The sequence below is a fragment of the Agrobacterium tumefaciens genome (assembly GCF_005221385.1).
GTDB classification, from domain to species: Bacteria; Pseudomonadota; Alphaproteobacteria; order Rhizobiales; family Rhizobiaceae; genus Agrobacterium; species Agrobacterium tomkonis.
The window spans coordinates 694,252-707,105 of sequence record NZ_CP039904.1; the positions used below are offsets into that span (position 1 = coordinate 694,252).

The following is a 12,854-nucleotide window of genomic DNA, read 5'->3' on the forward strand; positions in this document are numbered from 1 at the left end:
CTTTCCAATCATGGCCAGTTGGATTGCCACCCCGGTTTTGCCGGTGGCGAGCCAGTGGTGAAACAGACGAAACGAAATAGGTGTACCCATGTCCCGTGTATGCGAATTGACCGGCAAGGGCGTCCAGACGGGCAACAACGTCAGCCACGCCAACAACAAGACCAAGCGCCGGTTCCTTCCGAACCTCTGCCAGGTTACGTTGATCTCCGATGCTCTCGGCCAGCGTTTCCGCCTGCGTGTTTCCGCAGCCGCTCTGCGCTCCGTTGAACACCGTGGCGGCCTCGATGCTTTCCTTCTGAAGTCCGGCGAAAACGAACTGAGCATGCGCGCTCGTCTCCTGCGCCGCCAGATCGCCAAGAAGACGGCTGAAGCTGCTTAATAGCGGTTTCGACATCATCGATATTCAGAGGGCTTGAATGGCTTTTGCCGCTCAAGCCTTTTGTTTTATTTCAGTTCAGCTCCAACTGGTGGCATCACCCAGGATAAAAAAATGCTGACTCTGCGCTATACGCTGATCTACGTTCTCCTGATGACACTCGTGGTCGTCGCTTCCAATATTCTGGTTCAGTATCCGCTCTCCGGATCGCTGCTCGGCGTCAATCTCGGCGATCTGTTGACCTGGGGTGCCTTTACCTATCCGGTCGCCTTCCTCGTCACCGACCTGACAAACCGCCAGTTTGGGCCCTCCATTGCGCGCCGCGTCGTGCTGGCCGGCTTTGTCGTTGGGGTAACGTTGTCCTTCTGGACATCCATCCCGCGCATCGCGGTCGCTTCCGGCACCGCCTATCTCATCGGCCAGCTGCTCGATATTTCTGTCTTCAACCGCCTGCGCCGCCAGCGCTGGTGGCACGCGCCGCTTGCCGGCTCGATGCTGGGTTCCGTGCTGGATACGGCGCTGTTCTTCTCCATCGCCTTTGCCGCGAGTTTTGCTTTTGTCGGCCCCAATGATGCCTTCGCCATTGAAAATGCGCCTATCCTTGGCGTCTTCACTCTCGAAGCGCCGCGCTGGATCTCCTGGGCGCTGGGCGATCTTTCGGTGAAAATCCTCGTCGGCCTCGTCATGCTTCTGCCTTACGGCGCGCTGATGAACACGCTGAAGCCCATGCCGGGCGCGGTCAAATCGAGCTGACATTATCCGCCAGCCGCATTTGAAGCTGTGCAGGCGTGCATCAAATCACGCTTGCAAACCCACAGGTGGCGTTGCAATCTGGCGTCCGTGGCAAAGCACGGAGGCGGATCGGCATGCAGATCAAGGACGTTATCGAGATTGTGGATGCAACGAGCGCCACGCTCTCGGGTTCCAGCTTTGACGACGTCAATCTGTCAGGAACGGTCTTCAACAATGTCAATCTGGCCGGCACACGCTTCAACGACATCAACTTTTCCGGTGCGTCATTTACGGACAGCAACATGTCCGGCTGGTCAATCGATGACGTCAATTTTACCGGATTGAAGCTGAGCAACACGAACCTGTCCGGCGCGCAGATAATGGCATGTCGAATGACCGGCATGAAGATCGACGGCATTCCGATCGAGGATCTCCTCGCTGCTTACAAGGCGGCACAGGAGCGGACCTGATATTCAATCCACCAGCTTGAATTCCAGCATAAGATTGCGCTGGAGAAACGAGTGGTTGTCATCGGACACGATGATGAGGCGTGTCGAGCCATCCGGCCCCTTCACCACATCCATCCCCTCCATATTGTCGATCTGGTAGGCCATGCCCGCTTCCATCAGGATTTCACCATCCACCACCGCACCCGGACGGATATCGGCGCCGCGGATACGGCGGATGCGCATGCCGACGCCCTCGGCGAAATTGAACCGGCGTTCCAGAAGCAGCAGGTCGCCATTGGGCAGGAACGCACCGTCCGTCACGTCGAATGAGGGATGGTGCGTAACGGCAAATGTGCCCTTGCGCGGGCCTTCCAGAATGGCGGCAAGAAGATTGCCGTCCGTATCGATGCTTTTTTCAGCCACCACGACCAGAGCGCCGGCAAGCGGCGAATCGGCCGGCGATACCGCGAGAGCCTCCATGCCGCCATTATGGCGCAGCTCGTTACTGCGAATGAGATATGGCAGGCGGTCGAGCGGCTTTGAGCTAGCGAAGCCCGGATCGGGATAGATATCGATCCTGTGGCGCTGCTCGTAACTGACGAAAACCTTGCCGTCGCGCAGCGCCAGCCCTTCCGCATCCATTTCCATCTTGCGCGGCGGTTCGCGGCCGCTCATGTCCAGCATGGGGGTGATGCGGACATCGGCAAGCCCGGACAGCGCGCCAGCAGCACCACGCGTGATCCTGCCCGTCAACCAATGGCCGGTATCCAGCACCGCCACGAAATCCTCGCCATTGGGGCGGAAACGGATGGAGGATATCGCCCCGAACAGCTTTTCCGGCGCGCTCATCACCATGCCGCCGATAAATTCCAGCTTGCCGAAACGTTTTTCGCTGGTGCCGACTTCGAAAGAGGAGAGCAGACGCACGCCCACCGGCACATCGATGGTGGAAGCACCGATGGAAACCGGACATAGCGATATGGCCGCCAGAATGGCGGCCATCGCAAGCGTTTTGCAGGCGGAAGAAGCCCGGCCCCGCTTATCCCGCACGGCGAACCCTGCGGGACGAACCGGAGGCGCTGCTCGTATCCTCGAAGAGAGCAGCAAGCTGCTCGGTCATCGCGCCTGCAAGCTCATCCGCATCCACGATGGTCACTGCACGGCGGTAATAACGGGTCACGTCATGGCCGATGCCGATTGCCAGCAGTTCCACCGGCGAGCGCGTCTCGATCTGCTCGATGACCGCACGCAGGTGTCGCTCCAGATAGTTGCCCGGATTAACCGACAGGGTCGAATCATCCACCGGCGCGCCGTCGGAGATCATCATCATGATCTTGCGCTGCTCGGGGCGGCCGATCAGACGGTTATGCGCCCACATCAGCGCTTCACCGTCGATATTTTCCTTCAGAAGGCCTTCACGCATCATCAGGCCGAGATTGCGCCGTGCGCGCCGCCACGGGGCATCCGCGGACTTGTAGACGATGTGGCGCAGATCATTGAGGCGACCCGGCGAAGCGGGCTTGCCATTGGCGAGCCACTGTTCGCGCGACTGCCCACCTTTCCACGCCTTGGTGGTGAAGCCCAGAATTTCGACCTTGACGCCCGAGCGCTCCAGCGTACGTGCCAGAATGTCGGCGCAGGTGGCTGCAACCGTGATCGGACGACCGCGCATAGAGCCGGAATTGTCGATGACGAGCGAAACGACGGTATCGCGGAATTTGGTGTCGCGTTCCTTCTTGAAGGAGAGCGGCTGCATGGGATCGATGATGAGCCTGACCAGACGGGCCGGATCGAGATAACCCTCTTCCAGATCGAAATCCCAGGAACGGTTCTGCTGCGCCATCAAGCGGCGCTGCAGCCGGTTCGCCAGCCGTCCGACCGCACCCTGAAGATGGGCGAGCTGCTTGTCGAGGAAGGCGCGCAGCCGGTCAAGCTCGGCCTCGTCACACAGTTCCTCGGCGCGGATTTCCTCGTCGAATTCCTCGGTGAAGATGCGGTAGTCGACCTTCTCGTTGAAATCATCGAAAGGGCTGTTGGGGCGGCGGGTCTCGCCGGGCGTTTCGGAATCCTCGTCGAGATCGTCGGACATTTCTTCGTCCGACATCTCGGCACCGTCCATCTCGCCTTCTTCCATTTCCTCCTGCGAGGCCTCGTTTTCATCGGCGGGCGTCGCATCGGAGCCAGCCTCTTCCTCGACCTGCTCTTCCTCGGTCTCGTTGGTGCGCGGCTGATCCTCGTTGGATTCCGCTTCCTGGCTTTCCGGCTCGTTATCCTCGTCGCCGAAATCTTCCGCCATCTGCATGGAGGTCAACATCTTGCGCACCAGCCGCGAAAACGCCTTCTGGTCGGTAATGACGCGGGAAAGATCGTTGAGGTCGCCTGCGGCCTTGTCTTCGATGAAGTCGCGCCAGAGATCGAGAACCTTGCCGGCGCTCGCCGGCGGCTTTTCGCCGGTCAGTTTCTCGCGCACCAGAAGTGCCACAGCCTCGGCGAGCGGTGCGTCATCCTTATTGTTGATGCCGGAAAAATTGGCCTTGGCGTATTTTTCCGTATTCATGGCCTTGATATTGGAGGCCATGCCCGGCATGCGCAGCGCGCCGATGGATTCCACCCGCGCCTGTTCGACGGCATCAAAAACCAACTGCGCTTCGGCGCCCTGCGGTGACATCACCGCATGGGTATCCGCATCATGGCAGGCGAGACGCAGCGCCATGGAATCGCCGAGACCACGCGTGATGGCGATCTCCTGCGCCGTGGGTTTCTTCGAAATTTCCGGCAGGCGCATGCGCTCACCGGCAAGGCCTGGCCGCTCATTGGCGAAGACGACCTCAACCTCGGCGTCACCGGCAACGGATCGCACGCACCCGGCAATCGCCTGACGCAACGGCTCCGTATCAACCGCCGTACCCGGTTTCGCTCTGGAATTGTCGCCGCGCCCTGCCATAGTCTTTCCTGTCAGTTGCCGACGCCTGCGGCCCACCCATCAGAGGATGCGCAGCCGCCGGCGTCTTCAAGTCATCGGTGATCTTCTCCGGAAAACCGGGGACGATCAGGCGCTGAGAACGATGTTCGCGGCGCTTTCTTTGAGCTCAACGCCGAAAGCGCGCTGATACTGCTCGGCTACCAGGGTACGCTCAAGCTCGTCGCACTTGTTGAGGAAGGTCACGCGGAAGGCAAAGGCGAGATCGCCGAAAATTTCCGCATTTTCCGCCCAGGTGATGACGGTACGCGGGCTCATGACCGTGGAAAGGTCACCATTGACGAAGGCCGAACGGGTAAGGTCTGCCACGCGCACCATCTTGGAGACGGTTTCGCGGCCCTTCGGATTGTCGAGGCTCTTCACCTTGGCGGCGATGATGTTCACTTCCTGCTCGTGCGGCAGGTAGTTCAGCGTGGTGACGATGGACCAGCGGTCCATCTGCGCCTGATTGATCTGCTGGGTGCCGTGGTAGAGGCCCGTCGTATCACCGAGGCCAACCGTGTTGGCCGTTGCGAAAATGCGGAAAGCCGGGTGAGGGCGGATGACACGGCTCTGGTCGAGCAGGGTCAGGCGGCCGGAGGATTCCAGCACGCGCTGGATAACGAACATCACGTCCGGGCGGCCGGCATCATATTCGTCGAAGACCAGCGCGACATTGTGCTGGTAGGCCCAGGGGAGAATGCCGTCCTTGAATTCGGTAACCTGCTTGCCGTCCTTCAGGACGATGGCGTCCTTGCCGACGAGATCGATACGGCTGACATGGCTGTCGAGGTTGACGCGCACGCAGGGCCAGTTCAGGCGGGCAGCCACCTGCTCGATATGGGTGGACTTGCCGGTGCCGTGGAAACCGGAAACCATGACACGTCGGTTGTGAGCAAAACCGGCAAGGATCGCAAGCGTCGTATCCCGGTCGAAAAGATAGTCGGGATCGAGGTCAGGCACATAGGCGTCGCCCTGGGAATAGGCGGGAACCCGCAGATCCGTATCAATGCCGAAAACCTCCCGCACGGACACCGTCGTGTCGGGCAGGTTGGAAATATCAAGGTCGATTTTGCTCATCACGTCTCCAAGGCGGGCGGCAGCCACCCGGCCACATCATCAATCAGGCGGTAAACACGTAAGTTGGCTTAGCAGAAACCTGACTGCTTTAACAATTGATATGCTTGAACAACAGCCCGAAAACGTTCTTCCGAACCACGATCGCCACCATTAGCATCAGGATGGTGCTTTTTGACAAGCTCCTTATAGCGCCTTTTTATCTCTTCCTGCTTCGCATTGGCAGAAAGACCCAGCGTATCGAAGGCTTTTGCCTCCAGCGTCTTCAGCTTGCGGTCCTGCTGCATGCGCTGTCCACCGGCCTTTGCGCCGCCCGCAAAACCGCCGGCGAAGCCGAAGGGATCGCGAATGCGGGCATTGCCGCTCGCGGTGCCGGATCGAAGTGTCGAATGCAAAGGGCTGTCGCGCGCCGTCTTGTTGACGCCCACCGTCCAGGTCGGACGATGACCGGTGATCGCCTCCTTCTGGTAACGGGCGATCTCGCCGTCCGACAGGCCGGAGAAGTAGTTATAGCCCTTGTTGTATTCCTTCACATGCTCAAAACAGAACAGGAAGAATTGCCCCTCGGCATTGCGGCCGACAGGTGCGCGGTGAACGCCCGGTTTATCGCATCCGTCCCACTGGCAGGTGGGAGCCTGAACCTCAGGTTCCCTCTCCCTTTTCCGGCGCGTGCGGATGCGGTCGAAATATTTCGAATCCAGTTTCATGATGCCCTGATTATGGAGTGCGAAAAGCCGCACAACAAGAATTGACAAAGCGGAATGTTGCTGGCTTTTAGGTAACCCCCTTCAAGACCAGCCAACAGGAATGGAGCCCTTCGCATGTCCCTGCGAGAACGTATAGAAACGAAGCTCCGTGAGAGCTTTTCACCAGAGCGCCTGAAAGTCGTCGATGAAAGCCAGATGCATGCGGGCCACCAGCCGGATATAACCGGTACGGGCGAGACACATATGCGTGTTCAGATAGTATCGGAAAGCTTCTCCGGCAAGTCTCGCGTCGAACGCCACCGGGCGATCAATGCTGTTTTGAAGCCGGAACTCGACGCGGGGCTGCATGCGCTCGCGATCGAGGTGGCGGCACCGGGGGAAACGGTGCGGTTTTAGATTAACGCTGTCATCCGGGCCGATAGCAAGCCCCCTCATCCGGCCCTTCGGGCCACCTTCTCCCACTCGGGGAGAAGAAACCATGCGGCAGCGCTTTGCTCAAAGCTATGCCGCATGGCATTGCCATTGCGGCTTGTTCTTCTCCCCGCCGGGGAGAAGTGCCGGAGCGAAGCGAGGCGATGAGGGGGTACCCTCACCGTTTCTCACCATAAATCACGTCACCCCGGGTGCTTTTCCGAAAGGAACGACTGCACCTCGGAGGCCGCCACATCATCCGCCACGAAAGACTGGCCGATGCCGTGGGTGAGGATGAAGGTGAGCTTGCCGCCCTTGACCTTCTTGTCCTGCGCGATCGCCGTCATCAGCGTCTCGACCGGCGGCAACTCACCAGGAATGTCCTTCATCGTTGTGGGCAGTCCAACCGCCTTCAGGTGCGCCTCGACACGGGCCGCGTCGTCAGGGCTTGCGAGGTTGAGACGGGCGGAGAACTGGTGCGCCAGCACCATGCCGATCGCCACACCTTCACCGTGCACCAGCCGCTTGCTGTCGTAATTGGTCGCCGCCTCCAGCGCGTGGCCGAATGTATGGCCGAGATTGAGGAGCGCGCGCACGCCGTTTTCCTTCTCGTCGGCCACAACAACATCGGCTTTCGCCTGGCAGCTGGTCGCAATCGCCTGGATGCGGGCGGGACCGCCGGTGCGAATTTCATCCCAGTTCTTTTCGAGCCAGAAGAAGAAATCCGGCTTGTCGATCAGGCCGTATTTCACCACTTCGGCATAACCGGCGCGGAATTCGCGCGGGCTCAGCGTGTCAAGCACCGCCGTGTCCGCCAGCACCAGATCCGGCTGGTGGAAAACACCGACAAGGTTCTTGCCGTGGCGGCTATTGATGCCGGTCTTGCCCCCCACCGAGGAATCGACCTGCGCCAGAAGCGAGGTCGGTATCTGCACAAAACGCACGCCACGGCGCACGATGCCGGCGGCAAAACCCGCGAGATCACCGATCACGCCGCCACCGAGTGCGATGACCGCATCGTTGCGTTCCACGCGTGCGGAGAGAACCGCATCGCAGACGGTGACCAGATGTTCGAAGCTCTTGGTTTTTTCACCAGCCGGCAGGGTCAGCGACACCGCCTCGATACCGTCCGTCTGCAGGCCATCCATCAGGCCTTCGAGGTAAAGCGGCGCCACATGCTCATCGGTGATGATCGCCGCTCTCCTGCCCTTCAGCCGCGCCGAAATCTCACCGCCCGCCCTGCCGATCAGTCCCGGCCCGATCAGAATATCATAGGCGCGCTCACCGAGCGGCACATGGACAAGGCGTTCGTCGGCGTGGATTTCGGAAGGCGTCATGATGGTCAGTCTTTCTGTTCGATGCCGGCGATGGCGGCCAGCACTTCAGTCACGATGATTTCCTTGCGGACATCACGGGATTCGATGGTGAGATCAGCTCCGGCATAGATCGGGTAACGTTTCTCCATCAGCGCCGCCAATGTGGCCTTGGGATTTTCGGTCTTGAGAAGCGGACGATGATCGCGCTTGTTGACCCTTTCCCACAAAACCTCGAGATCGGCTTTAAGCCACAGCGAGATGCTGCCCCGCGTGATGTGACGTCTGGTATTGTCGTTGATGAAGGCTCCACCACCGGTGGAGATAACCTTGGGACCGCCGCGCAAAAGCCGCTTGATGACCCGTGTTTCCAGCGCCCGGAACTCTTCCTCACCATAGGTGGCGAAAAGCTCTGATATCGTCATGCGCGAGACACGCTCGATTTCCACATCCGTATCGATGAACTGGACTTTAAGCTGCTGGGCAACCATTCGGCCTATCGCGGACTTTCCAGCCCCCATCAGCCCGACAAAGACGATGTTGCGCCGTCCGAGCTTTGCCCGCGCTTGTTCCCCGAGTGTGGCCGGGACGGATAAATTCGTTTCATTCATAAATTTGAAAGCCCGTTTGGCATGGATATCTGCAAATGTTTACGAAGCGTCAAGCCAAATTGCTGACTGAATGGCGTTGAATCACAATCATCGCCGCATGCGGCACGGGGCGAAAGCCGGCTTTTTGATCTTGCCGCCGCTTTCGCCGCACCGCATATAAGTTCGACCGCCACCTTCACGGAGCCGCCATGCCCACCCTCTTCCGCTTCACGATGATACTGGCGACCATCGCGGGGCTGATCTATGGCGGCATGGTGCTGCTTGTCATGGTCGTGAAACCGCGCGACCGCGAGGTGACGGTGCGCATTCCGTCCGAACGTCTGAACCCACCTGCGGCAGAACCGGTAAGGCGCACTCCATGAGCGGACTAGCGGCAGGGCGTGACGGCGCGCGGCTCGAAAGTTTTCTGGAGATGATGAGCGCCGAAAGAGGTGCTGCCGCCAACACGCTTTCCTCTTACGAACACGACCTTTCGGATCTGCGCGAATTTCTGGCCGGCCGAGGTCAGTCTTTGACCGAGGCCGCCACGCCAGACCTGTCCGCCTATCTCACCCATCTTTCCACCCTAGGCTTTGCCGCCACCTCGCAGGCTCGACGCTTGTCCTCGATGCGGCAGTTCTATCGCTTCCTCTATTCGGAGGGGCTGCGCGGCGACGATCCGACCGGCATCATTGACGCCCCCAAAAAGGGTCTCAGCCTGCCGAAGACGATGAGTGTTGCCGATGTGACGGGACTTCTCCGCATCGCAGCAGAGGAAGCAGCCACCGCCGGTCCCGGCCAGCTTGCCCGCATCCGCATGCATCTGCTGCTTGAACTGCTTTATGCCACCGGCATGCGCGTCAGCGAGCTCGTTTCCTTGCCGGTCAAGGTGCTGCGGCAGGAAGGCCGCTTCCTGATGATCCGGGGCAAGGGTAACAAGGACCGCATGGTGCTTCTGTCACGCGCCGCCATCGAGGCCATGGAAAAATACGACGCCGCCAGAAAGGCGCTCGCGCCGGATAAAGCCAAGGCGGGGAAAAAAGCCGAAGCACCGGAAAGCCCGTGGCTGTTTCCTTCGAGCAGTAAGGAAGGTCATCTGCCACGGCAGGTCTTCGCCCGCGACCTCAAAGATATCGCCATTCGCGCCGGTCTCACCCCTTCGGCGGTGTCACCGCACGTCCTGCGTCATGCCTTTGCCAGCCACCTCCTGCAGAACGGCGCGGACCTGCGCGCCGTACAGGAACTGCTCGGCCATTCCGACATTTCCACGACACAAATCTATACGCATGTGCTGGAAGAACGCTTGCAAGAACTGGTACAAACACATCACCCCCTTGCCAAACAGGGCAAAAACCTTGATTAGAGCGACCGGAACCGCCGGATAATCCGGTCAAACCTTGCGCAAAACGATCGGAAACGGATCTCATGCACAATTATCTCGACTTCGAAAAACCTATCTCGGACCTTGAAGGCAAGATCATCGAGCTGAAGAAGCTTGCCGATGAAGACGAGAGCATAGACACCTCGGAGGAGATCAACCGCCTGGAATCGCGCGTCAATGATGCGATGCAGGATATCTATTCCAAGCTGAATGCCTGGCAGAAAACGCAGGTCGCGCGTCACCCGCAGCGGCCGCATTTCGTTGACTATGCCAAGGCGCTGTTCACCGATTTCACGCCGCTTGCCGGCGACCGCAAATTTTCCGAAGACGCCGCCATTCAGGCGGGCCTTGCCCGCTTCAACGGTCAGCCCGTCGCCATCATCGGCCAGGAAAAGGGTAACGACACCAAAAGCCGCCTGAAGCATAATTTCGGCAGTGCACGTCCGGAAGGTTACCGCAAGGCGATCCGCGTGCTGGAACTGGCTGACCGTTTCTCGCTGCCGGTCGTCACCCTTATCGATACCGCAGGCGCATATCCCGGCGTTGGCGCCGAAGAACGCGGCCAGGCCGAAGCCATCGCCCGCTCGACGGAAATGTGCCTTAACGTCAAGGTGCCGATCGTATCCGTCGTCATCGGCGAAGGCGGTTCAGGCGGCGCCATCGCCATCGCCACCGGCAACCGCGTCTATATGCTTGAACATTCGATCTATTCGGTGATCTCGCCGGAAGGTGCGGCCTCCATTCTCTGGCGTGATTCGACCCGCGCCAAGGAAGCCGCAACCAACATGAAGATCACGTCCGAAGACCTGAAGTCGCTCGGCGTCATCGACGGTATCATTGCCGAACCGATCGGCGGCGCGCATCGCGACCCGGAAACCGTCATCAACGCCACCGGTGATGTGATCGCCAAGGCGCTGGCCGATCTTTCGCAGCGTTCGGGCACGCAGCTTCGCGCCGAACGCCGCCAGAAGTTCCTGGATATCGGCCGGAATCTCTAACTCCGGCCTTATTTTCCTTGAATATCGCCCCAACTCGGCCATAGTCCGGTCACATCAAAAGATGTATCGGCGGCCGCGGGGGCGGATCCGATTTGAGTTAAGAAGATGTAAACGGTTAATACCGTATTTAAAATACACACGGGACGGTGTAGAACTGCCGCCGCTTCGTGCCATCGTCTTTCGGATCAGATCATGCGTTTGACACATTTTGCACTTCTTGCCTGCACCGCGCTCGTTCTCGCCGGCTGTAACGATACGCTCGAAACCGTCGAACGCGACGTTTCCCACGTCAAGAACAAGGTTGATTACCCGCTGTCTCCGTCCATTCTGGCCGAGATCGACAAGCGGGGCATGGATCGCACCTCGCCGATCATGATCCGCATCTTCAAGGAAGAAGGCGCGCTGGAAATCTGGAAGGCCAGACGCGACAACCGTTTCGAGAAGATCGCCGGCTACGAAATTTGCGCCTGGTCCGGCAAACTCGGCCCGAAGGTGAAGGAAGGCGACCGGCAGGCGCCGGAAGGTTTCTACAACCTGACGCCCGCGCACCTTAATCCAAACTCGAAATATTACCTCGCCATCAATACCGGCTTCCCGAACCGTTACGATGCCGCCAATGGCCGCAACGGCACCAATCTGATGATCCATGGCGCCTGCTCATCGTCCGGCTGTTATTCGATGACGGATGCGCAGATTCTTGAGATTTACGGTTTCGCCCGTGACGCCTTCAAGGGCGGCCAGAAGACCGTGCAGCTGCAGGCCTTCCCGTTCCGAATGACGGCGGAAAACATGGCCCGCCACCGCCAGAGCGAACATCTCGAATTCTGGAAGATGCTGAAGGTCGGTTACGACAATTTCGAAGTCACCAAGCGCCCGCCGGACGTAAACGTCTGCGAGAAGAAATATGTCTTCAACCAGCAGACGGAAGGCGGCACCTTCAACGGCTCCGCGCAGTGCCCGGCCATGAGCACACCGCCGGCGCTCGTCAGCGCACTTTCGAGCTACGAAAAAACCTATGATCTCGCCTATGAAAAGGCGATGAAAAAATATGACGGCATGGCCTGGTACGACCCGAGCGAAGCCGAGCGCAAGGCGCTGGTCGCCGAAAAGCGCAAGGGCCGCGAACCCGCCTATGCGCCGACCGGTTCGGCGCTGAAGGCCGGCAAGCTGATGAAGGAAACGGAATATGCAGCGCTGATGGAGAAAAAGGCGCAGCAGGTGACGTCGTCTTCTCCGGCCACAACCGCAACCGCCTCTTCTCTGCGCGGCCCGCGCCCTTCGGCAGCCCAGCCCGCCGCTCCGCAATCGAACCCGGCGCCAGCGGCCCCGACAATGGTTGCCACAGCCACCCCTTCGGCCGCCGGACAGAATGGAACCACTGCCCAGAGCATACCGGTTCCGGCCCTGAACCCGCTCGCCTATTCCGCAGCACCTGCACCGGAAGCGCCCGAGAAGAAGCCGTTCTGGAAGTTCTGGGCCAAGGAATGAGCGACACGGCCGAGATAATTTTCGATCTGAGGGGGCTTAAATGCCCCCTTCCCGTTTTGAGAAGCCGCAAGAAACTCGCGGCACTGAAAGCGGGCGATATTCTGACTATCGAGACGACCGATCCGCTGGCGGTGATCGATATTGCGCATATGTGCAATGAGGACGGGCATAACTTGCTGGAAACTACTGCGGTGGATAAGGGGCATCGGTTTCGGATTGTGAAGGGCGGGTAACCGACGTTCAATGGCGTCGGCCGTGGTTACCCCCTCTGTCCTGCCGGACATCTCCCCCACAAGGGGGGGAGATCTGCAAGCAGCTCCCCCATCACTTCATTCTCAAATGTCGAGATGGCCGAAACCTCGCCTCGATTCGA

At 59.5% G+C, this 12,854-nt stretch carries 15 protein-coding genes; 9 read left to right on the plus strand and 6 right to left on the minus strand.

Annotation, left to right across the window (positions count from 1 at the left end):
* Positions 1–88: 88 nt before the first annotated feature.
* The 3 genes from rpmB (at position 89) to CFBP6623_RS18400 (ending at position 1,578) form a co-directional block, all read left to right on the plus strand.
* On the plus strand, positions 89–379 hold the full coding sequence (gene rpmB, locus CFBP6623_RS18390; RefSeq protein ID WP_003509888.1) for a 50S ribosomal protein L28: 291 nt from the start codon (positions 89–91) through the stop codon (positions 377–379).
* Between the two features lie 111 nt (positions 380–490).
* Positions 491–1,129 (plus strand): queuosine precursor transporter, encoded by a 639-nt coding sequence (locus tag CFBP6623_RS18395; RefSeq protein ID WP_046799842.1) that lies wholly within the window; start codon positions 491–493, stop codon positions 1,127–1,129.
* Positions 1,130–1,242: 113 nt separating this feature from the next.
* Positions 1,243–1,578, plus strand: coding sequence for a pentapeptide repeat-containing protein (locus CFBP6623_RS18400; protein WP_080842835.1), 336 nt, complete (start codon positions 1,243–1,245; stop codon positions 1,576–1,578).
* Between the two features lie 3 nt (positions 1,579–1,581).
* Here CFBP6623_RS18400 and CFBP6623_RS18405 read toward each other — a convergent pair whose 3' ends face one another.
* From CFBP6623_RS18405 to CFBP6623_RS18420, 4 genes are all read right to left on the minus strand, one after another.
* Positions 1,582–2,559 (minus strand): esterase-like activity of phytase family protein, encoded by a 978-nt coding sequence (locus tag CFBP6623_RS18405; protein WP_046799844.1) that lies wholly within the window; start codon positions 2,557–2,559, stop codon positions 1,582–1,584.
* Positions 2,560–2,596: 37 nt separating this feature from the next.
* Positions 2,597–4,501 carry a cobaltochelatase subunit CobT gene (gene cobT, locus CFBP6623_RS18410; protein ID WP_046799845.1) on the minus strand — a complete coding sequence of 635 codons (1,905 nt, stop codon included), beginning with the start codon at positions 4,499–4,501 and terminating at the stop codon, positions 2,597–2,599.
* 105 nt (positions 4,502–4,606) lie between these two features.
* Positions 4,607–5,596 (minus strand): cobaltochelatase subunit CobS, encoded by a 990-nt coding sequence (cobS, locus tag CFBP6623_RS18415; protein WP_003509875.1) that lies wholly within the window; start codon positions 5,594–5,596, stop codon positions 4,607–4,609.
* A gap of 68 nt (positions 5,597–5,664) precedes the next feature.
* On the minus strand, positions 5,665–6,300 hold the full coding sequence (locus tag CFBP6623_RS18420; RefSeq protein WP_046800025.1) for a J domain-containing protein: 636 nt from the start codon (positions 6,298–6,300) through the stop codon (positions 5,665–5,667).
* A gap of 114 nt (positions 6,301–6,414) precedes the next feature.
* Between CFBP6623_RS18420 and CFBP6623_RS18425 the strand changes: the two genes are divergently transcribed.
* A complete protein-coding gene (locus tag CFBP6623_RS18425) occupies positions 6,415–6,696 on the plus strand; it encodes a BolA family protein (protein WP_046799846.1) in 282 nt (93 codons plus the stop codon).
* A gap of 218 nt (positions 6,697–6,914) precedes the next feature.
* Here the strand turns inward: CFBP6623_RS18425 and aroB are convergent, their stop codons facing one another.
* Together aroB and CFBP6623_RS18435 are read right to left on the minus strand one after the other, a co-directional pair.
* Positions 6,915–8,048 carry a 3-dehydroquinate synthase gene (gene aroB, locus CFBP6623_RS18430; protein WP_046799847.1) on the minus strand — a complete coding sequence of 378 codons (1,134 nt, stop codon included), beginning with the start codon at positions 8,046–8,048 and terminating at the stop codon, positions 6,915–6,917.
* A 5-nt stretch (positions 8,049–8,053) separates the two neighbouring features.
* Positions 8,054–8,635, minus strand: coding sequence for a shikimate kinase (locus tag CFBP6623_RS18435; RefSeq protein WP_046799848.1), 582 nt, complete (start codon positions 8,633–8,635; stop codon positions 8,054–8,056).
* A gap of 188 nt (positions 8,636–8,823) precedes the next feature.
* On the opposite strand from CFBP6623_RS18435, the gene CFBP6623_RS18445 reads away from it, so the two are divergent.
* The 5 genes from CFBP6623_RS18445 (at position 8,824) to CFBP6623_RS18465 (ending at position 12,714) form a co-directional block, all read left to right on the plus strand.
* Positions 8,824–8,997 (plus strand): hypothetical protein, encoded by a 174-nt coding sequence (locus tag CFBP6623_RS18445; protein ID WP_046799849.1) that lies wholly within the window; start codon positions 8,824–8,826, stop codon positions 8,995–8,997.
* A complete protein-coding gene (locus tag CFBP6623_RS18450; RefSeq protein WP_046799850.1) occupies positions 8,994–9,977 on the plus strand; it encodes a site-specific tyrosine recombinase XerD in 984 nt (327 codons plus the stop codon). The genes CFBP6623_RS18445 and CFBP6623_RS18450 overlap by 4 nt, the downstream gene beginning before the upstream one ends.
* A gap of 62 nt (positions 9,978–10,039) precedes the next feature.
* Entirely contained in the window at positions 10,040–10,993 is a 954-nt protein-coding gene (locus CFBP6623_RS18455) for an acetyl-CoA carboxylase carboxyltransferase subunit alpha (RefSeq protein ID WP_046799851.1), read from the plus strand.
* A gap of 192 nt (positions 10,994–11,185) precedes the next feature.
* Positions 11,186–12,481: a L,D-transpeptidase family protein gene (locus CFBP6623_RS18460; RefSeq protein ID WP_062653046.1), complete on the plus strand. Its 1,296-nt coding sequence runs from the start codon at positions 11,186–11,188 to the stop codon at positions 12,479–12,481.
* Positions 12,478–12,714: a sulfurtransferase TusA family protein gene (locus tag CFBP6623_RS18465; RefSeq protein WP_046799853.1), complete on the plus strand. Its 237-nt coding sequence runs from the start codon at positions 12,478–12,480 to the stop codon at positions 12,712–12,714. Before CFBP6623_RS18460 ends, CFBP6623_RS18465 begins: the two co-directional genes overlap by 4 nt.
* Positions 12,715–12,854: the final 140 nt, after the last annotated feature.